The 22,954-nt window shown below is 29.9% G+C and carries 17 protein-coding genes; 14 read left to right on the top strand and 3 right to left on the bottom strand.

Features of this window, described 5'->3' with window-relative positions:
* Positions 1-194: 194 nt before the first annotated feature.
* The 4 genes from BS101_RS19825 (at position 195) to BS101_RS19810 (ending at position 5,501) form a co-directional block, all read left to right on the top strand.
* Positions 195-965 carry an ABC transporter ATP-binding protein gene (locus BS101_RS19825; RefSeq protein WP_073540353.1) on the top strand — a complete coding sequence of 257 codons (771 nt, stop codon included), beginning with the start codon at positions 195-197 and terminating at the stop codon, positions 963-965.
* Between the two features lies 1 nt (position 966).
* Positions 967-3,516, top strand: coding sequence for an ABC transporter permease (locus BS101_RS19820; protein WP_073540352.1), 2,550 nt, complete (start codon positions 967-969; stop codon positions 3,514-3,516).
* 79 nt (positions 3,517-3,595) lie between these two features.
* Entirely contained in the window at positions 3,596-4,033 is a 438-nt protein-coding gene (locus BS101_RS19815; RefSeq protein ID WP_073540351.1) for a MarR family winged helix-turn-helix transcriptional regulator, read from the top strand.
* 106 nt (positions 4,034-4,139) lie between these two features.
* Positions 4,140-5,501, top strand: coding sequence for an MATE family efflux transporter (locus BS101_RS19810; RefSeq protein ID WP_073540350.1), 1,362 nt, complete (start codon positions 4,140-4,142; stop codon positions 5,499-5,501).
* 58 nt (positions 5,502-5,559) lie between these two features.
* Here BS101_RS19810 and BS101_RS19805 read toward each other — a convergent pair whose 3' ends face one another.
* Both BS101_RS19805 and BS101_RS19800 read right to left on the bottom strand, forming a co-directional pair.
* Positions 5,560-7,650, bottom strand: a complete 2,091-nt coding sequence (locus tag BS101_RS19805; RefSeq protein ID WP_073540349.1) for a DUF5301 domain-containing protein — start codon at positions 7,648-7,650, stop codon at positions 5,560-5,562.
* A 2-nt stretch (positions 7,651-7,652) separates the two neighbouring features.
* Positions 7,653-8,015 (bottom strand): BlaI/MecI/CopY family transcriptional regulator, encoded by a 363-nt coding sequence (locus tag BS101_RS19800; protein ID WP_012103823.1) that lies wholly within the window; start codon positions 8,013-8,015, stop codon positions 7,653-7,655.
* A gap of 186 nt (positions 8,016-8,201) precedes the next feature.
* On the opposite strand from BS101_RS19800, the gene BS101_RS19795 reads away from it, so the two are divergent.
* From BS101_RS19795 to glgD, 8 genes are all read left to right on the top strand, one after another.
* The gene (locus tag BS101_RS19795; RefSeq protein ID WP_073540348.1) at positions 8,202-8,432 is read left to right on the top strand and encodes a hypothetical protein; all 231 of its coding nucleotides are present in this window, start codon (positions 8,202-8,204) and stop codon (positions 8,430-8,432) included.
* Between the two features lie 47 nt (positions 8,433-8,479).
* Positions 8,480-9,121 carry a YidC/Oxa1 family membrane protein insertase gene (locus BS101_RS19790; protein WP_073540347.1) on the top strand — a complete coding sequence of 214 codons (642 nt, stop codon included), beginning with the start codon at positions 8,480-8,482 and terminating at the stop codon, positions 9,119-9,121.
* A gap of 349 nt (positions 9,122-9,470) precedes the next feature.
* Positions 9,471-11,438 (top strand): 1,4-alpha-glucan branching protein GlgB, encoded by a 1,968-nt coding sequence (gene glgB, locus BS101_RS19785; RefSeq protein ID WP_073540346.1) that lies wholly within the window; start codon positions 9,471-9,473, stop codon positions 11,436-11,438.
* Between the two features lie 54 nt (positions 11,439-11,492).
* Positions 11,493-12,920 carry a glycogen synthase GlgA gene (gene glgA / locus BS101_RS19780; protein ID WP_073540345.1) on the top strand — a complete coding sequence of 476 codons (1,428 nt, stop codon included), beginning with the start codon at positions 11,493-11,495 and terminating at the stop codon, positions 12,918-12,920.
* A gap of 34 nt (positions 12,921-12,954) precedes the next feature.
* Positions 12,955-15,393, top strand: a complete 2,439-nt coding sequence (locus tag BS101_RS19775; protein WP_073540344.1) for a glycogen/starch/alpha-glucan phosphorylase — start codon at positions 12,955-12,957, stop codon at positions 15,391-15,393.
* A gap of 57 nt (positions 15,394-15,450) precedes the next feature.
* Entirely contained in the window at positions 15,451-17,241 is a 1,791-nt protein-coding gene (locus BS101_RS19770; RefSeq protein ID WP_073540343.1) for a glycoside hydrolase family 13 protein, read from the top strand.
* 40 nt (positions 17,242-17,281) lie between these two features.
* Positions 17,282-18,433: a glucose-1-phosphate adenylyltransferase gene (locus BS101_RS19765; protein ID WP_073540342.1), complete on the top strand. Its 1,152-nt coding sequence runs from the start codon at positions 17,282-17,284 to the stop codon at positions 18,431-18,433.
* 47 nt (positions 18,434-18,480) lie between these two features.
* Positions 18,481-19,593, top strand: a complete 1,113-nt coding sequence (glgD, locus tag BS101_RS19760) for a glucose-1-phosphate adenylyltransferase subunit GlgD (RefSeq protein ID WP_073540341.1) — start codon at positions 18,481-18,483, stop codon at positions 19,591-19,593.
* Positions 19,594-19,708: 115 nt separating this feature from the next.
* Here the strand turns inward: glgD and BS101_RS19755 are convergent, their stop codons facing one another.
* The gene (locus BS101_RS19755; RefSeq protein ID WP_073540340.1) at positions 19,709-20,314 is read right to left on the bottom strand and encodes a MerR family transcriptional regulator; all 606 of its coding nucleotides are present in this window, start codon (positions 20,312-20,314) and stop codon (positions 19,709-19,711) included.
* Positions 20,315-20,804: 490 nt separating this feature from the next.
* Between BS101_RS19755 and BS101_RS19750 the strand changes: the two genes are divergently transcribed.
* Together BS101_RS19750 and BS101_RS19745 are read left to right on the top strand one after the other, a co-directional pair.
* Positions 20,805-22,154, top strand: a complete 1,350-nt coding sequence (locus tag BS101_RS19750) for a glucose-6-phosphate isomerase (RefSeq protein ID WP_073540339.1) — start codon at positions 20,805-20,807, stop codon at positions 22,152-22,154.
* A gap of 337 nt (positions 22,155-22,491) precedes the next feature.
* Positions 22,492-22,950 carry a YaiI/YqxD family protein gene (locus BS101_RS19745; RefSeq protein WP_073540338.1) on the top strand — a complete coding sequence of 153 codons (459 nt, stop codon included), beginning with the start codon at positions 22,492-22,494 and terminating at the stop codon, positions 22,948-22,950.
* The last annotated feature ends 4 nt before the right edge of the window (positions 22,951-22,954 follow it).

Raw genomic sequence — 22,954 nt, 5'->3', positions numbered from 1 at the left:
AAAAGTCATTCTAACAATATACGTAATTATATTCCAATTAGGCCATAGCTGCTGATTTATAGCTAAATTTTAGTTCTAAAACTATTACGGGTATTTTTGTATAATCCCTCGAAAAGGTGGATATAGTAAAAACCTTTAAGAAAGGAAAAGTGTAATGAATTTTTACTACATATTTATTATACAAGGTGATTTTAATGATAACGAAGAATCTTCTATTAAAAATCAATTCTATTGAAAAAAAATATTACATTGGAAAAAATGAGATAAATGCTTTGAAAAATGTTAGCTTTGAACTAGATAAAGGAGAATTTATTGTTGTAATGGGAAGAAGTGGCTCTGGTAAAACAACCTTATTAAATATATTGGGAGGTTTAGATTCTCCTACTGGCGGAAAAATCTTTATGAATGGAAAGGAAGTTAGAGATTATCATAAAGAGCCCTATGCTACTGAATATCGAAGAGAAAAAATAGGGTTTGTATTTCAGTCCTATAATCTTTTAAAAGCCTTAACGGTTGAAGAAAATGTTGCACTGCCATTGATATTAAAAAATGAAAAGCCCTTAAAAATTAAGGAGCGTACAGCTGAAATACTAGAATTAGTAGGATTGTCTAAATGGCATAATCATAGATCTGTAGAACTTTCAGGTGGGCAACAGCAAAGAGTAGCCGTTGCTAGAGCTTTAATAACATCGCCAGCTATATTACTTGCAGACGAGCCTACAGGAAATTTAGATTCACAAACTTCAGAGGAAATACTTCAATTAATTGTTAATATGAAAAATAAGCTAAATCAATCTATTGTTTTGGTTACTCATGATCCAAAAGTTGCAGCCTATGGTGACAGAGTATTATTTTTTAATGACGGAGAAATTGTTAATGAATATAGAAATCAACAGGATATATCTATTAATGATAATATAACAATGATTATTAATAAATTTCAATCATTGATTAGAGGTGAATAAAATGATTACTAGCTTTTGGGGATTAGCAAAAAAATTTATTATAACAAATAAAGTAAGGATCATACTTTCTGTTTTAAGCGTAATATTGAGTGTAGGATTGGTAGTAACTATATTTTCACTTGTTGACAATATGGAAAAATCCTATAAACAGGAAATTAAGTATCATTATGGAAATATGGATTTGATGGTGGGGGTAAAAACATTTACTCATAATTATTTGCTGCAAGATGAAGTAGATAAAATTAAAAGTACAGCTGGTGTAGAAAGTACTTCAGAGGTGCTGATGGAACCCCAACTTAGTATTTGTAATGTTAATGATGAATCAAGACATTCACCAGGAGTTTATACAGTTGGGGTAGATAATAGTTTCCTTGCTAAAAGCAGATATAAAAACAATAAGGATATAGGAGAAAATGAAGTTATTATTAATAAAGGCTTAGCATCTACACTTAATGTAAAGGTATTTGATAAAGTAAAAGTTGAATTGCCTAATGTAGACCCTAAAATATGTAAAATAGTTGAAGTGATCCCAGACATTAAAGGTGCAGCAGTTGATGACACTGCTGTGCTTAATATAAATTTCTTACAAAAATGGTGTGGACTTAAAAATAAGAGTACATTTATATTATTAAAGCTTAAAAATGGAACCGATAAGCTAAAAACAGAAGAAAGTTTAAAAACAATTAGCAAAAATTTACGGGTTGATGTTATTGAAATGGAAGAAGTACAGACAAATATTCAAAATATAAAAGTTATGGGATGTGCATTAGGAGTTTTATCCATAATCATAAGTGTATTGTTTATATTTAGTAATTTTAGACTATTTATATATGAGTATAAACATGAACTTGCAGTAATGAGATCTGTTGGTGGAAACTCTCAGCAGAGTTTTAAACTGATTTTGATTCAGGCTGTCTTTATAGTTTTATCTGGAAGCATTTTGGGTTTGGGCTTATCCTATTTATGCACTACATTTTTATCTAATTTATTTTCAAGTTTATTTGGTTTACATATTACTAACTTTACATTTAGGTGGAAGTATGCAGTAGAAATTTGTATTTTAAGCGATTTTTTAATTATGGCATTTCTAATTTTTCCTGCAATTAATTCAACGAAAATTCTACCTATACAAGCCATGAGGGAGAATGAACAGGTAGAATATAAAAAGAGTAATGTACGTAAATGGATGGCATTAATTAGTATATCTATAGGTGTTTTATTTGTTATTGATGCTTTTCTCATTAATGCTAAAGGTAGGAATTCAGGATTAATTGCACCTTTGGGAGGCATAATTATTATCATTGGTGTATTTTGGGGATTTACTTATTTTATAAAGCCTATATTTGAATTTTTGTCACCTATTTGGAACTTTTTTGGTGGGCGAATAGGATTTATAGCGGTAAAAAATATAATTCCACAAATGAAACAAAATACAATGGTTGTGCTTTCATTAGCAGGAGCAATAACTATTGCAATTACAGGAGTAAGTATTTTAGAATCTATAAAGATTAATTCAAATAAAGTTATACAAAGAGAATATGTATCAGATATTGTACTTACAAGTAGATATGGTCTCAATTCTAAACTAAAATATAATTTTAAAAAAGAAATTGAAAAAATCAAAGGTGTCAAAGAAGCTATTCCTTTGAGTTATTCTACTTCTAGAGAGATTATATCTATGAATAGTAATGTTAAATTGAGCAAAGGTGATAGATTCAATTATATTATAGGAGATATTGATGAGTTAGCTAAAAATGGTTTTCTGCCAAAGGTTGAAGGGGATAAAAGAAGTATAGCAGTATTTCAAGAGGATTATGCAAAAAAATTCAACTTGAAAGTAGGAGATGAGATAAAAGTTATTCCTAAGGATATTCCTGTAAACCAGAAAGAAACTTATAAAGGAGAAACAGTAAATATAAAAGTTGCTGCTATTGTACACGCACTTCCAGGCAGTATGATTTCAAATCATTGTATTGTAGACTGGAGAAATAAATATTTACAAGATAATAATACAATTCTGGATAGGGTATTGATCCAAATAGATAAGGCAAATAAAGAAGATGTGTTAAAAGGATTAAATGATTTAAAAACAAAAAACAATGAAATAAAGTGGTCAACCCTTCAGGAAGCATTGGCAGACTCAAATCAGATGCTTAAACAAAGATTTTCCTTATTAATTATAGCTATTATTGTAACTCTGCTTATAGGAGTTTCTGGAATAGTTGTTACTTTAAACTCACACATTCAGGCACAACGTAGAGAATATGCCATATTAAGAGCAATTAGTATTACACCTTTGCAATTGTTTAAAATTGTTTTATCACAGGGTCTGCTATATAGTTTAGTAGGAGCTTTTTTAGGTACTGCTAGTGGAACTATAATGTTATATTCTATAGTATTGGGTATGGGTGAAACTGTTAGTATACCTTGGAATATGATATTGTACATAATTGTAGGAATGATACTTTCTAGCTTAATTTTAACTTTACCACTAGCTAAGAGAATAAGTAACAAATCTATAGTAAAGGAATTAAATAATACAGTAAGATAATCATTGACAATTAGAACTCTAACTAATATAATTTAATATAGTTAGAGTTCTAATTAGGTAAGCTGTAGGAGGTATGAGTATGAATAAGCCTAAATTTTCATTTGAAAGTCCTTATTCGGATTTGATAAGAAGTATTGCTTTAAAAATAAAATTTAAATCTGATGAAAATATAAACAAGTTGGGGTTAAACTCCCAGCAGGGGCGTATGATAAGTTATATATATGAGCATCAGGATGAGGGGATAATTCAAAAGGACCTGGCAGATGTTTTTCAGCGCAGAGGGGCAAGTATTACCAGTATGCTTCAGGGATTGGAGAGAAAAGGGTATATTCAAAGGAGTATTCCTAAAGATGATGAAAGGCAGAAAAATATCTATGTACTTGAAAAAGGTGCAGAGTTAATAGAAGAATTTAACAGGATATTTTTTCAAGTTGAAAAAAGTATTACTGAAAATTTGACCGATGATGAAAAAGAATGTTTTTTATCTTTACTGATAAAAGTAAACAAAAATTTATAATTTCTATAAAATCTATAGTAGTTTATACTTATATAGTTAGAATATTAATTATTAGATATATAATAATATCAAGTCTAATAATATTTTGGATAAAGGGGTGTAAAGAATGGAAAATAATTTAACGAATCAGTATTACCTGGAAAGTGCTCCGATTTTAAAGTCAATTGCACATTTATCAATTCCTATGATGATTGGAATGTCTGTGGGTACAATATATAATGTAATCAATGCTTTTTTTATCGGATTAATGCATGATACGGAAATGCTTACAGCTGTTACCTTGGCACTGCCGATTTTTACTATATTAATGGCTTTTGGAAATATGTTTGGAGTAGGAGGGGGAACATTTGTTACCAGACTCGTAGCAAAAAAGGAAATGGAAAAAGCAAAATATATAGCTGGATATATTTTCTACATCAGTATAATAGCATCAATTTTAATTGCCATTATTGCCTTGTTTATAATTGATCCCCTTGTTAAAATTTTAGGGGCAGATGCTTCTACTGTTTTTTACACAAAAAGTTACTCTTTAACTATGTTTTTTGGTGGATTTACTACTGTATTAAATTTTGCTTTGCAGCAAATAGTACGAGCTGAAGGGGCTTCGAAGGAATCCATGTATGGCATGTTTATAAGTACAATACTAAATTTTATTTTTGATCCCTTATTCATACTAGTACTGAATATGAATGTTGTAGGTGCGGCACTTGCAATGATTTTGGCCAATTTAGGGTCATCCATTTATTATATTTATTATTTGGAGATAAAAAGTGAACATTTAAAAGGATTTATCCGTTGTTTCAAAATCTCTTTTCAAGATAAAATGAAAATATATAAAATTGGGGTTTCTGAATTATTGATGACTGTATTTCTTATTATCACAACCCTTCTTTTAAATAATTTTTCAATTATGTATGGAGATAATGTAGTGGCTGGGTTTGGTATAGCTCTAAGGATTGTACAGATTCCAGAATTTCTTTCAATGGGGTTATACCTTGGAATTATACCCTTCATTGCATATAATTTCTCCAATAGGAACTTTGAAAGATTAAAAAGTGGAATAAGACAATCGGCTTTATGTATTGCTGTATTGTCCATAGTTTTTATCGGGGTGGTGTATATTTTTAGAATGCCAATTATCCAGTTGTTTTCCAATGATTCTTCAGTGATTAGTATTGGAACATATATTATGACAGCTATGTTCATATCTGCCCTATTTAATGGATTTACTGGACTGTTTACAGGCATTTTCCAGGCTTCAGGCCAGGGGATACCAACTACTATTATGTCCGTTACACAGGGTATTCTTTATATTCCGGTTATAATAGTACTCCATAATTTATTTGGTCTGCATGGAGTTATATGGTCCATGACTGTTACAGAAATAATTACCTGCATAATAGGATGCATACTTTATATTCATTTTAATAGTAAAATTAAAGATTTAAAAGTGAAGGAAGCCTTTTAAGATCTTAATTGAAATTGATATTTATAAAATGTAAAATATGGGGAGAAATAATTCAGGTTTATTTTTCAACAGCATAGAGACGATGATAGTCTACCCAGTCTTTAGGGTCTCTAGATAGTCCTGTTTTATATATATCATCATAGGTTACTTTGTTATCTTCTAACAAAAACACAAATTTATATGTTGATATATCAAAGGTTTTAATATATTTAAATCTGAATTTATAATAAAAACCAGGAGTTCCTGAATAATAAGCTGCTGGAATATATTTAACCCCATAATAGTTTTCTCCGTCATAGATTACCTCCGTTATATCGAGAATCTCTTTCGAATAACTATCTGGCATTTGGTGAATAATCTTGATGGAGGATTTTTTCCCTTTCTCAGTGTCAGATATAAATTTGTTTGCCAATTCACTACCTTTGTTTATTAAGCCTTCCCCGTCTAGAATACAGGAGTTGTCAATGGTATTTTGCAAAAAATATTTTTTTGAATCCAATGATAGTTGATTTTTTATATTTTCATAGTAATTTTCAGATACAATCAGTGTGTGAAGCTTTTCGTAGGTTTCTTTTGTGATTTCATGGATAAACTCATAGGGTTTCTCTACATAATATTTTCCATTCTTTTCGTAGATATAATAGGTTTCATTATTATTTTTTATCTTATCGTAATCAGCTGCTAAAGGTACATCATTTACGCTTTCAGTATTAGTTTTTTTACCCTCTTCAAGTAATATGGGAAGGGAATAAGTAGTTATAAATTTAGTCATAATTTCTTTATAGAGTGTATTAAACCCTTGAAAGCTAATGGAACTTTGCCATAAATCTTTGCCCAGAGTATTGTTTAACCAGGATCTGGTTATTTTAATTGTTCTATCAAATTGACCTTCTGTTTTTAGCACAAAATCAATGTAGTCGGTATTACCTACCAGAGAAAATATTATGGCGGCATTTTCATCAAAAATCAGTTGATTTTCTTTTCTTAGGAAGGATTCTTTAACATCATTGGTGGTTTCATAAGTTATTTGAATTCCATAGGGTTCTTTATCCGTAAAAAGCTGTATCTTTGCATGGTGTAGGGTTTCTGGTACAGGAAGAGAATTTATTGTATTAAGTACCTTGCTGTTATCCCCTACATAGGGAGTTCTATATTTGTATATTTTTTCTGTAAGGTTATTTTTCTCTGATTTTAAGGAGCCTGAAGGGTTAGTAATAAGTCCAATGGCAATAAATATAACAGCTATTATAGAGGCTGCTATTACCAAAAAAACGGGTCTTTTATAATTAAGTATGTTTTTAATTCTTGTCTTTGTATTGTTTTCCCCAAAGGCTAGAGGGTTTCCTCTTATGGTATTTTTGTTTACTGAAAGAGATAATAAAGAGGTACTGTAGTCCTTTTTTATTTGTGTTCCAAATTCTTTTAATACTCTTTCATCACAGGACATTTCCATATCCTTGCTCATAAGCATAAAACTAATCCATACAAGAGGATTGAACCAGTGAAGGCATAAAGCCAAAAATGCAGTGGGTTTTATGAGGTAATCAAATCGTTTTATATGGATTTGCTCATGCTTTAAAATGTAATTCTGTTCTGTTTTTTTAAGTCCTATGGGAAGATAAATTTTAGGCCTTGTAAATCCTAGTACAAAGGGAGAAGAGATATTTTCACACTGAAAAATATTATCTTTTACAATTATAGAAGTACAAACTTTATGTTTTAAGATTAAATAGGATAGGATGCTGTAAACTATCAGTGAAATGAATCCTAAGACCCAAATTGTAGATAAAATACCATATATGGAGTTATTACCAGCGTGAGTTGTTAAACTTAGCAGTGAAGTATTTATAGATGAGTTAGCATCATTTATTCCAGTGTTGACTTCAGGTTGTGATATTAGTTTTACACTGGAGGGTATGTATTCAATTTTGTTTGAGTATGAGCTAGGTATTTTTAAAAAGCTGAAGGCAGAGGAGAAAGAAAAAGGACATATAAGTCTAAATAATACAACGGCCCATAAGCTATAGGAAAAAATTTTAGGAGCTTTTTTTAAAAGCAGTCTGCAAGCTAAAACAAATAAAATCACATAGCTTGCCGTAAGGCTCATATTTAATATATCAATAAATAAATTTTGTAAGAAAAGGTTCATTTTTATTTCTCCTTATAGCTATCAATAAGATTTTTAAGTTCTTCCGCTTCTTTTGTGCTTAATTTTTTATTATTCATAAATGCTGTTATAAATTTAGGTAGGGAGCCATTGAAGGTGCTGTTTATAAATTCCTCACTTTTAAATTTCTGCACTTGTTCTCGTTTTATGAGGGAAGTTACTGTTGTATTCTCATTTTTTAATATTTCCCTCTGGCATAATTTTTTTAAAACGGTATATGTGGTGGATTTTTTCCATCCTAGAACTTTTTGACAAAGCTTTACAAGTTCTCCAGAGCCAAGAGGTTCATTTTCCCAGACAATACTTGCAAGATGATATTCACTTTCACAGAGTTTTAGTTGTTTCATATTATCTCTCCTTGTGGGTCTATAATAATAGACTGATTGTATTTTTAGTCTATCATTATAGACTATACATGTCAAGTTGAAAAATTTTGATAAAATAATCTGTAAATGAAAATGTACTTGTGTTAAAATGATGGTATTCCATACGATATGCAAATAATGAAGGGATCTGTGTTAAGAGGTAGTTAAATGAAAATAGATACTCTATTAATAATGCAAATTATCATAATTTTTTTGTGTGCTTTAAGTATACTGCTCTATGTTAGCACCATCTATAGAAAAACTGTAAGTTATTTTTATGATGAATATGGAAAATGTATTTTGATACAAATACTGCAGTATATGAAAAAATTGTATCCCAAAGACTATTTGGTCTATGAAAAATATAGAATATGGTGGTATTGTGTATATTTTAAATAAAATGATGTTTAAAGTAAATCTAAATATTGAATAAGGAGAGGATTTATATGAACATTATTTTAAATGTACTAAATACTGTATTAGGTTATTTATTTAGTATAACAGGAGATTATGGTATAAGTATAATTTTACTTACTATGCTAGTGAGGACTATTTTGCTGCCAATGTCCCTGAAACAGAGGAAAAGCATTCATCAACAGCAGGTTTTATCTAAAAAGATGGAAGAGCTTAGAATAAAATATAAACATAATAAAGATGAGCTTCAAAGGGAAATGGAAAAATATTATAAGCAAAATACTAAAAACATGTTTGGATGTCTTGTTACTTTACTGCAGTTACCTGTAATATCTTCATTGTTTATTGTTTTCAATAAAATGCCGGCACAGCTTGGAACCGTTATTGTTCCTTGGATAGTAAATATGAAGATGCCAGATAATTATTTTGTTATTCCAATTATTTATACTTTAGTTTCTTTAAGTCCAAATTTTATATCATATATACCATTTTTAAAAATAGTTAAAGAAGTACAGGTACAGAAGATAAATATTGTTGTTACAAGTATTATAAGCATGTTAATAACATTTAAGGCACCAATAACTATAGGAATTTACTTGATTACTACAGGAGTATTTTCATTATTTGAAGAAGTAATATATAGATTATATATGAAAAATAGATGTTTGAATTAAAAAGTTCTTTATAATATTGAGGAAGAGTTAACCTCTACTATTATCTATGCTTTCTTTGGAGCAGACAGTTAAAATAACAGAACTGTTTATCTAAAGGGAGCATTTTTTATATGGAGTGAATAAATTTTAGATAATTATTTATTTAGAAGGTAAATATAGGAGGAGTGTAGAAATAATTATAATATATTAGAAAGTTGAAAATTTTGAAAAAGAACATAATTAGCCAGCTATTTGCAATTAAATGGAAGGTTGTTAAGCGAACCTTGAAAATCATATATTGTTATGAGATTAAGAACATAAATTTTACTTTTGTACAAATACTGATTATATGTGGGAGGTGATATTAAGAGTGCCTAATAAGGATATAAATCTTTTCTACAAAGGAGAAAGTTATAATAGTTATAAATTTATGGGATCACATTTTACCAAAGAAAGAGGTAAATTTGGAACTAGGTTCACTGTATGGGCACCTAAGGCTGCTGCGGTAAGAGTACTAGGAGATTTTAATAATTGGAATCCTAGAGATGGGGATAACTTGGAAAGAATATGGGGAAAAGATTTGTGGAGCGGCTTCATTATAGGGGTAAAAAAGGAATCTATATACAAATATGAAATTATAGATAAAAGTGGCAAATCTGTTCTGAAATCAGATCCTTATGCTAGATATTCTGAAAAACGACCGAAGAATGCATCTAAAATAATTGGAAAGAAAACTTTCAAGTGGGAAGATAGTAAATGGATATCGAAAAGGAAAACACAAAATGTATATAAAAGTCCTATAAATATATATGAAGTACATCTTGGTTCGTGGAAAAAGGATGAAAACGGCAACTTTTTAAATTATAGAGATATAGCAAAACAACTTGTAAAATATTTAAAGACTATGAATTACAATTATGTGGAAATACTTCCTCTAATGGAACATCCATTAGATGACTCCTGGGGATATCAAATTACGGGATATTATTCTGTAACCAGCAGGTATGGCAGCATCGAGGACTTTAAATACTTTATAAATATGTGCCATATAGAAGATATTGGGGTGATATTGGATTGGGTGCCAGGCCACTTTTGTAAAGATGAACATGGATTATATAAGTTTGATGGCACACCAACTTATGAATATGAAGATGAAAAGCAATCTGAAAATAAATCTTGGGGAGCGGGAAATTTTGATTTGGGGAAACCGGAAATTAAAAGTTTTTTAATATCAAATGCCTTGTTTTGGTTAAGAGAATTTCACATAGATGGACTTAGGGTGGATGCCGTTGCAAATACACTTTATCTAGATTATGATAGAGGCCCGGGCCAATGGACAGCTAATGAATATGGCGGAAATGAAAATTTAAGTGCCGTTAAATTTTATAGGGAATTAAATACTGCACTTTTTAAGGAGTTTCCAAATTTAATTATGATTGCAGAAGAATCTACTGCATGGCCAATGGTCACAGCACCTTCATATTGTGGAGGATTAGGATTTAATTTTAAATGGAACATGGGTTGGATGAATGATGTATTAAAATATATTAAAATGAGTCCTGAAGAGAGAACATACAATCATAGATTACTTACTTTTTCCATTATGTATAATTATTCTGAAAATTTTATTCTTCCTATATCTCATGACGAAGTGGTCCATGGTAAATGCTCTCTTGTAGATAAAATGTGGGGAGATTATTTTGATAAATTTGCAGGGCTTAGAGTGTTTATTACCTACATGTATACTCATCCTGGTAAAAAACATATATTTATGGGAACGGAGTTTGCACAGTTTTCAGAATGGAGGAGTTCAGGTCAATTGGATTGGGAGCTTATAGACAAGTTTCCTATGCATAAGAAAACTCTAGATTTCTTTGAAAAAATAAATAAATTTTATATAAGTGAAAAGCCATTATGGGAACTTGACCATATTGAAAAGGGATTTGAATGGATAGATGCAGACAATTCAAATCAAAGTATATTAGTGTTTATGAGAAAGTCCAGCCAGGAGAATAATATTTTAATAATAATCTGTAATTTTAAATCAGAAGTTTATTCTAATTACAATATAGGAGTCCCATATTTTGGAGAATACCAGGAGGTATTTAATACAGATGAAAAAGAATTTGGAGGGTCTGGAGGAGTAGTTAATGACATAGTGTATTCTAAAAATGGAGAATACCATAATCAAAAATTTTGTCTAACTGTTAAAATACCTCCTATGGCCGCTATTATATTAAAACCCAAAAAAATATATCCTGATATTGCAGAACAAAAGTTGATTATAAGTTCCAAAGATGAAAGTAAAAATAAAATGTCATTAAAAGAACAAAAATAATAACCATTGAAAAAAATAAAAACTTGATAAAAATTAAATTAAGGAGGAATTTATATGAAAGTGCTATTTGCTGCTTCTGAATCGCATCCCTTTGTTAAAACAGGAGGACTTGCAGATGTAATAGGCACACTCCCCCGATATTTAAAAAAAATAGGGGTTGATGTAAGAGTAGTTATACCAAGATACAGTGCAATAAAATCCCATTTAGCAAGTAAATTCAATTTTATTAAGTATTTTTATGTACCCGTAGGCTGGAGGAATAAATACTGTGGAATATTTCAATGTGAATATATGGGGGTGATTTATTACCTGATAGACAATGAATATTATTTTTTCAGGGATGAATTATATGGTTATTATGACGATGGTGAAAGATTTGCCTTTTTCAATAGAGCTGTGCTTGACATGTTATGGCAAATTAACTATAAACCAGACATAATACATTGTAATGATTGGCATACGGGAATGATTCCTGTATTATATAAAATTCAATATAAACAGAGTAGTTTCTATAGAGGAGTTAAATTTGTATTCAGTATACATAATCTTCTCTTTCAAGGAAACTTTGATAGAAATATTTTAGGAGAATTATTTAACCTTGACGGGAGTCTGTATAAAAATGGAAGTGTAGAATTAAACGGAGCTGTAAGTTTTATGAAGAGCGGTATAAATTATAGTGATAAGATATCTACAGTAAGCCGTTCCTACGCTTTTGAAATACAGAGTCCAGAATATGGAGAAAATCTTGATGGTCTTCTGAGAAGCAGAAGCAGTGATCTTTGGGGGATAGTAAATGGAATAGATTATGATATTTATAACCCTGAAAAAGATAATATGATATTTAGAAACTATAATAAAAATAATTTAAGAAATAAAATGATAAATAAATTAAAAATTCAAAATGATCTTAATCTGGACATAAATGAAAATGTACCTGTCTTGGCTATAATATCAAGATTTACACCTCAAAAAGGAATGGACATTATAAAAACTATAGGAGAAAGGCTTGTGTCAAAACATGTTCAGCTTATAGTGCTTGGAACAGGATATAATGAATATGAGGAATATTTCAGGTATCTTAGTTCAAAGTATCCAAAAAATGTATCCACAAATATATATTTTGATGATGTATTGGCACATAAAATTTATGCTGCATCAGATATGTTTTTAATGCCCTCTCTATTTGAACCTTGTGGGTTAGGCCAATTAATAGCCCTTAGATATGGGACTATTCCTATAGTTAGAGAAACAGGAGGTCTTAAAGATACAATCATTCCTTATAACAAATATACAGGGGAAGGCAATGGATTTAGTTTTGCAAATTTTGATGGGGATGATCTTTTACGTATTATAAATGATGCAGTGGATTATTTCGAGGAAAAGGATATATGGAATAATATAGTAACTCATGCTATGGAGAGTAATAATAGTTGGGATAATTCTGCAAAGCTTTATAAATCATTGTATGAAAGTCTGTTGTAAATATCTCTAAATTAGTTTAGCTAGGGGGAATTCTATGCTGCATATAAATAAGGAAACTTTTAAAAAGGACTATAGAGAAAAGTTTATAGCTATCCATGGCAAGGATATTGAGGAGGGAACTGATTATAACAAGTATGAGGCTCTAGGAAATCTTGTAAGAGATTATGTAGCTAAAATGTGGATAGATACCAATAAAAAATATAACCAAAATGGCAAAAAGCAAGTGTATTATTTTTCTATGGAGTTTTTACTTGGAAGACTCCTTGGAAATACTCTATTAAATTTAGGAATAAGGAACATATGTAAAGAGGCATTAGATGGAATGGGAATAAATTTAAATAAATTGGAAGAGCTTGAAGAGGATCAGGGACTTGGAAATGGAGGACTTGGAAGACTGGCTGCTTGTTTTTTGGATTCTATGGCATCCTTAAGTATACCAGGGCATGGGTGTGGAATAAGATATAAATATGGTTTTTTCAACCAGAAGATTATAAATGATTCCCAGGTGGAAGTACCGGATAATTGGCTTAAGAATGGTAATGTATGGGAGATAAAAAAATCCGACAAGGCAAGAGTAGTCAAATTTGGAGGAGAAGTAAAAGTAGATTATATAGATGGATATTTAAGGTTTAATCATATAAACTATGAAGAGGTCCTGGCAGTACCTTACGATATACCAATAGTAGGATATAAAAACAATGTAGTAAATACATTAAGACTGTGGAGCGCAGAGCCTCTGTCCAATGAGTTTGATTTTTCATTATTTAATAGGGGAGATTTCAGAAAAGCCATGGAATATAAGGACTCTGTGGAGGCTATATCCAAAATATTATATCCTGATGATAGTTTTTATGAAGGCAAACTTTTAAGATTGAAACAACAGTACTTTTTTGTATCTGCGGGTATTCAAAGTATTATATATCATTTTAAAAGTTCACAAGTCAATATAAATGAATTAGATGAAAAAATAGCAATACACATAAATGATACCCACCCAACTCTGGCTATACCAGAACTTATGAGAATATTTATAGATGAGGAAGACATTGGCTGGGATAATGCATGGAGAATGACTAATAATATTATATCATATACCAATCATACTATAATGGCAGAGGCACTTGAGAGGTGGCCTGTAGATATGTTTAAAACTTTACTGCCCCGGATATTTATGATAATAGAGGAAATAGACAAGAGATTTTGTAAAGAACTACAAAATAAATATTACAATCAGTGGGATAAAATAAAAAGAATGTCCATAATAAATGATGGCTATATAAATATGGCCCATCTTGCTGTAGTTGGAAGTCACAGTGTAAATGGTGTGGCAAAGCTCCATACTGAAATACTCAAGAAACAGAATATGGCAGATTTTTATTATTATTATCCAAATAGATTCAACAATAAAACCAATGGTATAAGTCATAGAAGGTGGCTTATAAGTTCAAATCCTAAATTAGCACTTCTTTTAAAAAGCACAATAGGAGACAGTTTTATAGTTCACCCCACAGACATGATAAATTTTGAAAAGTTTGCAGAAGATAAAAATGTACAAGCTCAGCTTGAAAAAATAAAGTTTGAAAATAAAAGGAAATTAGCAGATCTTATATATAGAACTAATGGAATAGAAGTAGATATAAACTCTATGTTTGATGTCCAAATAAAAAGAATTCACGCCTATAAAAGACAGACCTTGAATTGTCTTAGAATAATGGATTTATATGATGAACTTGTGGAAAATCCAAGTTTAGATATAATACCAAGGACATTTATATTTGCAGGTAAGTCAGCACCTGGATATTATATGGCAAAAGATATAATTACATTAATAAATGTATTGGCTGATAAAATAAATAGAGATGATAGAGTAAATAAAAAAATTAAAGTTGTATTTATGGAAAATTACAGGGTGTCTCTTGCAGAAGCTATAATACCGGCAGCGGATTTAAGTGAACAAATTTCCACCACAACCAAGGAGGCATCAGGTACCAGCAATATGAAGTTTATGATGAATGGAGCAGTTACAATAGCTACTTTAGATGGCGCCAATGTGGAAATAAGAGATGAGGTTGGAAATGATAATATAGTGATATTTGGGATTACAGAAAATGAAGTATTGAATTATTATAAAAATGGTGGATATAACTCGCAGCAGATTATATCTGGTGATATAAGATTAAAGAGAGTTATTGATTCTTTAATAGACGGCACATATTCTAAAGACAAAAATAGATTTAAGAGTATATACGATAATTTAGTTACTTATAATGACGAATTTTTTGTAATAAAAGATTTTTATTCTTATTTGGAAGCCCAGAAAAAAGTAGATGAATTGTATAAGGATAAGTCAAAGTGGCAAAAAATGTGTGCCATAAATATGGCCCATTCTGGAATATTTTCCAGTGACAGAACTATAAAAGAATATGCTACAGGTATATGGGGTTCTAAATGCCTATATAAGAATTTAGAGTAAAGGCACTTTAAATAAAGGAGTTTAGAAAAGTAAAGTCTGGGTGAAAAGGGGTAAAGCATGAATTTTCATATAAGACACGATTCAAGAGATATTTATTATAGAAATCCATTTGGTGCAGTGCCTAAAGGGAAAAAAGTATATATTTGTGCAGTTACAGATAGATTCTTGGAAATATATTTAAATATCATCTATTTTGATTATACAGAAAAAATAGTAAAAATGAGTGTTAGAATTGAAAATTATAATAAATATGTATATTACCATTATATATATTTAGATAAAGATTATGTAGGACTTATCAATTATTTTTTTAGAATAAAAACCGAGGATGGAGGGTATGTCCACTACGGAAACAATTCTGACGGGTTAGGTGGGGAAGGACAGATATATAACAGTATGCCTATACCTTATCAGATAACTGTATATGAGCCTTTAAGTGTGCCAAAATGGTTCAAGGAAGGTATAATATACCAAATATTTGTGGATAGATTTAAAAATGGCAATAGCAGTGGAGAAATAACTAATCCCAAACATAATAGTTTTATATACGGAAATTGGCAGGATGAACCCATGTATATAAGGAATAATCAGGGTAAAGTAATAAGATGGGACTTTTTTGGGGGGAATTTAAAAGGGGTAATTGAAAAACTCTGTTATATAAAGAGTTTAGGGATTAGTGCAATATATCTTAATCCTATATTTGAATCTGTAAGTAATCATAAATATGATACGGGGGATTATAAATCTATAGACAGCATGTATGGAGATGAAAAAATATTTAAAAAACTATGCGAAGAGGCAGATAAATTAGATATAAAAATTATTTTAGATGGAGTATTTAACCATACTGGAGATGATAGTGTTTATTTTAATAAGTATGAAAATTATGACTCACTAGGTGCATATCAATCCAAAGATTCTCCATATTATAATTGGTATACATTTATAGAACATCCAGATAAATATGACAGTTGGTGGGGGATAGACAGTATGCCCTCTATAAATGAAATGAATCCCGACTATGTAAATTTTATTATAGAGGGGAAAAATTCAGTATTGGAAGAGTGGATGAAACTTGGTGCATACGGCTGGAGACTTGATGTAGCAGACGAGCTTCCTGATGATTTTATAGAAAAAATACGAAATAAAATAAAGAGTATTAATAATGAATCTATACTTATAGGTGAAGTTTGGGAAGATGCATCAAATAAAACTAGTTACTCAAATAGAAGAAGATATGTTTTAGGCAGAGAACTCGATTCTGTAACTAATTATCCTTTTAGAAATGCTGTAATAGAATTTTTAACAGAGGATATAGATTCATATACATTTGAAAGAAGAATTTTAAGTCTATATGAGAACTATCCACCGGAAATATTTTATTCCAATTTAAATATACTTGGAACTCATGATACTGAAAGAATTCTTACTGTATTAGACAAAAAAGGAGAAAATAAAATACAATTTTTTAAAATGGCTGTTACAATTCAAATGACTATGCCTGGGGTTCCGCTTATATACTATGGCGATGAAGCAGGAGTTTTAGGAGGGAAAGACCCTTTAAACAGAAAGACCTACCCATGGGGAAACGAGAATAAAGTGATACTGGATTTTTATAGATATATTACAGCACTTAGAAATAGATATGATTCATTAAAAAAAGGAGGCATAGAATTTTATCGTATAGATAAAGATGTATTGTGTTATAAGAGAACAATTAATAAGGAAAATATTTTAATTGTAATAAATAGAAATGAGCATAAATCTTTTCACATAATAGCTGATGAAATAGACCAAGAGATATCAGCATTAGAAATAAAAATTTTATCCAACCAGATGGAGTTATAAGGTACAAAATTACTTTTAATTAAGAATGGAGAATGATGTTATGGATAGAAAAGAAATGATATCAATGATACTAGCAGGGGGACAAGGGTCAAGGCTTGGTATATTGACTAAAAAATTAGCAAAGCCTGCGGTGCCATTCGGAGGAAAATACAGAATAATAGATTTTGTTTTAAGTAATTGTTCTAATTCAGGAATTTATACAGTAGGGGTATTAACACAGTATAAACCATTAGAATTAAATTCTCATATAGGGATAGGTACCCCCTGGGATTTAGATAGAAGAGATGGAGGAGTATATGTATTGCCCCCTTATCAGGAAGAAAGTGGTGGTAACTGGTATAAAGGAACAGCAGATGCTATATATCAGAATATATCTTTTGTGGATAATTATAATCCAGAATATGTTATTATCCTTTCAGGAGATCATATTTATAAAATGAACTATGCTAATATGCTTAAATTTCATAAAGAAAAAAAAGCTGATGTAACCATTGCAGTTATTGAAGTCCCCATAGAAGAAACTTATAGATTTGGAATAGTAAATACCGAGTCTGATATGGAAATATATGAATTCCAGGAGAAACCAATGAAAGCTAAAAGTACGAAGGCGTCTATGGGTGTTTATATATTTAAATGGACATTACTAAAAGGATTTTTAAAGGCGGATCAAAGTGATAAAAATTCTTCTAATGATTTTGGAAAAAACATTATACCTAGTATGCTAAATAGTGGAGTGAAAATGTATGCTTATCCTTTTAGGGGATACTGGAAGGATGTAGGTACCATACAAAGTCTATGGGAAGCAAATATGGATCTTTTAAAAGAGGATAATGAACTTGATTTAGGGGATCTAAACTGGAGAATATATTCCGTAAACCATGTGGAACCAGCACAGTATATTGGACCAAAGGCTAGTATTAAATCATCCATTGCAGTAAATGGATGTGAAATATATGGAGAGGTGAAAAATTCTATCATATCTTCAGGAAGTATCATAGGGAAAAATTCAAGAATAATAGATTCAGTTATAATGCCATACAGTAAAATAGGAGATAATGTAATAATTAATAAAGCATTAATAGGCAGTAATGTAGTTGTTAGAAAGAACAGCATTATAGGTGATGGAAAAGAAATTACAGTGATAGGATCAAATAAAGATATAAAAGCGGAGTCCTTACTTGTAAGTTCATAAGTACCTTTAATTAAAATTAAAAAATATTTATTGGGTGGGTAGATATTATGAATGAAAATTTTATGGGTATTATAAATTTAGATGAAAATGACGATAATATAAAAGAACTTTCCAGGAATAGAACTTTAGCAGCCATACCTATTGCAGGTAGATACAGAATCATTGATTTTATATTGTCTAATATGACTAACAGTGGAATAGAAAATATAGGAATATTTACAAAAATGGAATCCAGATCTTTAATAGATCATTTAAGTAATGGGCGTCCATGGGATTTAAATAGGAAGATAGAAGGGCTTAGGGTATTTAATTATACAGAGAAAAATTTAAATTTAGATGATATACAAAACTTTTCTAAAAATATACTTTATTTTAAAAGAAGTAAAGAAGAATATGTAGTTATGGCATCTTCTTATATGATTTGTAATATTGATTTAAAGGAAGCCATGGAATTTCATATAAAATCTAAAAATGATATTACAATAATGTATAAAAAGGTTGAAGATGCAGATTCGAGATTTATTCATTGTGATACACTAAATATAAACCATGAAGGAAGAGTTATAAGTGTAGGAAGGAATATAGGGGTAAATGAGAAAACTAATATAAGTATGGAAATATATATGCTCAAAAAGAAAATGTTTATGGATATAGTTAATGAATGCATATCAACAGGAAATTATAGAAAGGTAAAACATAACATATATAAATGCCTAAAATATCTGAATGTAGGAGTATTTGAATTTAAGGGATATTTAAGTTGTGTAAATTCTATTAAATCATATTATAGGACAAGCATGGAACTTTTAGATCATAAAATAATGGGTGAACTATTTTCAAAGTATAAACCTATATATACTAAAACAAATGATGACATGCCATGCAGGTATTTTCAGTCCAGTAACGTTATTAATTCTATAATAGGAGATGGGTGTTCTATATATGGAACTATAGAAAACAGCATAATATTTAGAAGAGTAACTATATCAAAAGGTTCAATCCTTAAAAACTGCATAGTTCTTCAAAATTGTATAGTAGATAACAATGTAAAATTGGAATATACAATTTTAGATAAGAATGTTCATATAAAAACAGATAAAGAACTAAAAGGAGATAAGGATGCACCAATTGTAATGCAAAATTACGAAAGGATATATTAAGTTTGCCTATGGGGACTATGACTTTGACAAGTTGGATTAAAAATCAAAAAACAGTATAGTTTTAAAGCCTGTACTGTTTTTTGACTCTAATATATCTTCTTGGAGGGGATATTTATTATTTATTTTTCTTGGATATTTTAAATAAATTATTATACCATTTATTTTTATGCTTTCTCCGTTCCATTCTGCTTAAGTATTGATTTTGATTATCTTCGATACTTTTAATTAAATTTTTGGTTTCTGTCATAGAGCTGATTAAAGAATTATTACTGCTTAACACCTTATTTATACGTCCAGTTATATCCTTACCATTAATTTTAATATCGTTTCTTATATTGGTACTATGTTCTTGTATAGTAGTATCAATAGAATCTTTAATAGTATTTTCTATTTCAGGTTTAATTAAAGTATATATTGTTTCTGCTATAAATTCTAATTCCTTTTTACTTCCCAGAGAATCATTATATGAAAAGTAATCTATAATTTGTTGGGGTTTATAATGTTTTTGTTTTGATAAATATTGAATCATCTTTAACTTGTTGATATCATCTCCAGTAAAATCTCCCTTTCTACCGGAAATATTGCTTCTATTTAGGATAGTTCTAAAAGTTGAACAGTAATTCTTGATTGTTTGAGTATTGGTATTTAACATTTTGGCAACTTCTCTGATTTTATAGGTAACATTTTTAAAATCACTTATGTTAATTGCATTATTTTCCATAGTTAGCACCTCCTTGAAATATTATACAATTAATTGGAAAAAATATCAATATAATTTATAATATATAAGTAGTCATAATCACATAAATTTCACATAAATTTTTGATATTTGGACAACAAATAAGTTATATAATTGTCGATAATATATATTTTTAGCTTATAGAAGTTATTACTGTTAAATTGATATAAACAGTAATAATGAATAAAATTAATAGGAAAATGTGAAGAATAAGAAGAATAAAATGAATGTATAAATAATATAACTAAAATATCAATGAGGTGATTCTTAAATTTATTTATAGATGATATTTATCCAAAGGCTAGATTAATTTACTGGGGAGGTCACATCAGCGCTTGTTACTTATTTTAAAAAGCTTAGGATTTTAGAAATGTAAACTTGGCATAAAAATTGTTAGGTTTCTTATATAGAATTATAATGGAAATTAATGTAATTTTAATATAAATAAAGTGTTGGAGGTGCAAGTAAAATTATGTTAGAAAAAGGTATAAGTTTGGATTTAAATAAAGTTTATTCTTATGTGAGTAAAAGTGATATGGATAGTCTGCAGCCTTTTGTATCTAGTGCCCACCATATGCTGGAAAACGGAACAGGTAAAGGAAAGGATTTTTTAGGGTGGGTTAACCTACCGGTAAATTATGACAAAGGAGAATTTAATAGGATAAAAATAGCGGCTAGAAGGATTAGGAATACTTCAGATGTATTTATAGTTATAGGTATAGGAGGGTCTTATTTAGGGGCTAGGGCTGCTATTGAAATGCTTTCAAATACATTCAATAATATACTGCCTAAAGATAAAAGAAAAGCTCCTATAATACTTTATGCAGGAAATAATATGAGTGCGGCTTATATGCAGGATTTGCTCCAGGCTGTAGAAGGTATGGACATATCTTTAAATGTTATTTCCAAATCAGGGACCACTACGGAACCTGCTGTTGCATTTAGATTGTTAAAAGACTTACTGGAAAAAAAGTATGGAAAAGAAGAAGCAGGACATAGAATATATGTCACTACAGACAAGAAAAGAGGGGCTTTGAAGGCCTTGGCAGATATAGAGGGATATGAAACCTATGTTATTCCAGATAATATAGGAGGAAGGTATTCTGTGTTAACCGCGGTAGGATTACTTCCAATGGCAGTGGCAGGAATCAATATAGAAGATGTTATGAGGGGAGCGGCGGATGCTAGAGAAGCTTATAGTAGTGAAGATTTAGATAAAAATGCTGCTTATAGATATGCATCAGTTAGAAATATACTGTTTAAAAGAGGTAAAACTACTGAAATGATGGTGAATTTCGAGCCATGTCTTCATTATTTTGGAGAATGGTGGAAACAACTTTTTGGAGAAAGTGAAGGAAAAGAAAATAAAGGCATATTTCCTGCCTGCGGAGATTTTTCAACAGATTTGCACTCTATGGGACAGTATATACAACAGGGACTTAGAATATTATTTGAAACTTTTATAAATGTAGAAAAGTCTCCAAAGGATATAATTATAGGAGAGGATAAAGATAATTTAGATGGATTAAATTTTATTGCAGATAAATCAATAAGTTTTGTAAATCATCAGATTTTAAGGGGAACAGTGCTGGCCCACAGTGATGGGGAGGTTCCTGTAATGATTTTAAATGTACCTGAGTTAACACCCTATTACTTTGGACATATGGTATATTTCTTTGAAAAAGCTTGTGCAATGAGTGGATATTTAATGGGAATAAATCCTTTCGATCAACCTGGAGTTGAAGCTTATAAAAATAATATGTTTGCACTGCTTAAAAATCCTGAATGTGATATAAGTTTAAAATTAGAGCAAAAAATATAAAATTTGTTCAAATATAATTTGGAGATAATACAGTAAAACTCTATGATGGCATATCTATTGTGGAGTTTTATTTTATCCGAAGTCTAAAACTAGCTAATAGTACTATATTCTTCAAAGTATGAGATGGGCATTTTCCATAGGTAAACTCCATCTGAACCTCTCAATTACTCCATAAGTCAATCACTAAAAACTGACAGATGATAATTTTGTTATAGTAGTGTATAATTTAAATAGAATATTTACAAAAGATTACAAGTAAAAAGATTAATTAATCGGTGGAGGGATAAATAAGTAAAATTTTAATATTTAATATGAAGTTTTACATTATGGGATTAAAATGAGAATATTAATAGATGGGGATGCTTGTCCAGGAAAATATATAATAGAGAATATAGCAAGAGAAAATGACATAGAAGTTATAATATATTGTGATACAAATCATATCTTAAAAAGTAATTATAGTACCGTAGTTACTGTTGACAGTGGTTTTCAGAGTGTGGATATGGTTATTGTAAACAAAGTTAGAAGTGGAGATATAGTGGTGAGTCAGGATTATGGTGTTGCTGCTATGGTATTAGGAAAAAAAGCCTATGCTATAAATCCTAAAGGTTATATATATCATGAGGGTAACATGGATAAACTTCTATTTGAGAGGTATATATCTTCAAAAGTTAGGAGAACAGGGGGAAGGACTTCAAACCCCAAAAAGAGGACAAGGGAAGATGATAAGAGGCTTAGAGAGAATTTATTTCAGTTAATTTTAAATGGTAAAGTATACAAAGGAGAGGATTGGTAGTATT

The organism is Clostridium kluyveri, assembly GCF_001902295.1.
Lineage (GTDB): Bacteria > Bacillota > Clostridia > Clostridiales > Clostridiaceae > Clostridium_B > Clostridium_B kluyveri_B.
Note: the sequence above shows the minus strand (reverse complement) of the source record. Positions and strands in the feature narration are given on the sequence as shown.

What these genes read in the sequence shown, in the direction of transcription:
- BS101_RS19775 (WP_073540344.1), top strand. Translation starts at nt 12,955, where the DNA reads ATGCTGCATATAAATAAGGAAACTTTTAAAAAGGACTATAGAGAAAAG.
- BS101_RS19755 (WP_073540340.1), bottom strand. Translation starts at nt 20,314, where the DNA reads ATGGAAAATAATGCAATTAACATAAGTGATTTTAAAAATGTTACCTAT.
- BS101_RS19815 (WP_073540351.1), top strand. Translation starts at nt 3,596, where the DNA reads ATGAATAAGCCTAAATTTTCATTTGAAAGTCCTTATTCGGATTTGATA.
- BS101_RS19790 (WP_073540347.1), top strand. Translation starts at nt 8,480, where the DNA reads ATGAACATTATTTTAAATGTACTAAATACTGTATTAGGTTATTTATTT.
- BS101_RS19800 (WP_012103823.1), bottom strand. Translation starts at nt 8,015, where the DNA reads ATGAAACAACTAAAACTCTGTGAAAGTGAATATCATCTTGCAAGTATT.
- BS101_RS19820 (WP_073540352.1), top strand. Translation starts at nt 967, where the DNA reads ATGATTACTAGCTTTTGGGGATTAGCAAAAAAATTTATTATAACAAAT.
- BS101_RS19810 (WP_073540350.1), top strand. Translation starts at nt 4,140, where the DNA reads ATGGAAAATAATTTAACGAATCAGTATTACCTGGAAAGTGCTCCGATT.
- BS101_RS19750 (WP_073540339.1), top strand. Translation starts at nt 20,805, where the DNA reads ATGTTAGAAAAAGGTATAAGTTTGGATTTAAATAAAGTTTATTCTTAT.
- BS101_RS19770 (WP_073540343.1), top strand. Translation starts at nt 15,451, where the DNA reads ATGAATTTTCATATAAGACACGATTCAAGAGATATTTATTATAGAAAT.
- BS101_RS19765 (WP_073540342.1), top strand. Translation starts at nt 17,282, where the DNA reads ATGGATAGAAAAGAAATGATATCAATGATACTAGCAGGGGGACAAGGG.
- BS101_RS19805 (WP_073540349.1), bottom strand. Translation starts at nt 7,650, where the DNA reads ATGAACCTTTTCTTACAAAATTTATTTATTGATATATTAAATATGAGC.
- BS101_RS19745 (WP_073540338.1), top strand. Translation starts at nt 22,492, where the DNA reads ATGAGAATATTAATAGATGGGGATGCTTGTCCAGGAAAATATATAATA.
- BS101_RS19825 (WP_073540353.1), top strand. Translation starts at nt 195, where the DNA reads ATGATAACGAAGAATCTTCTATTAAAAATCAATTCTATTGAAAAAAAA.
- BS101_RS19795 (WP_073540348.1), top strand. Translation starts at nt 8,202, where the DNA reads ATGAAAATAGATACTCTATTAATAATGCAAATTATCATAATTTTTTTG.
- glgD (WP_073540341.1), top strand. Translation starts at nt 18,481, where the DNA reads ATGAATGAAAATTTTATGGGTATTATAAATTTAGATGAAAATGACGAT.
- glgA (WP_073540345.1), top strand. Translation starts at nt 11,493, where the DNA reads ATGAAAGTGCTATTTGCTGCTTCTGAATCGCATCCCTTTGTTAAAACA.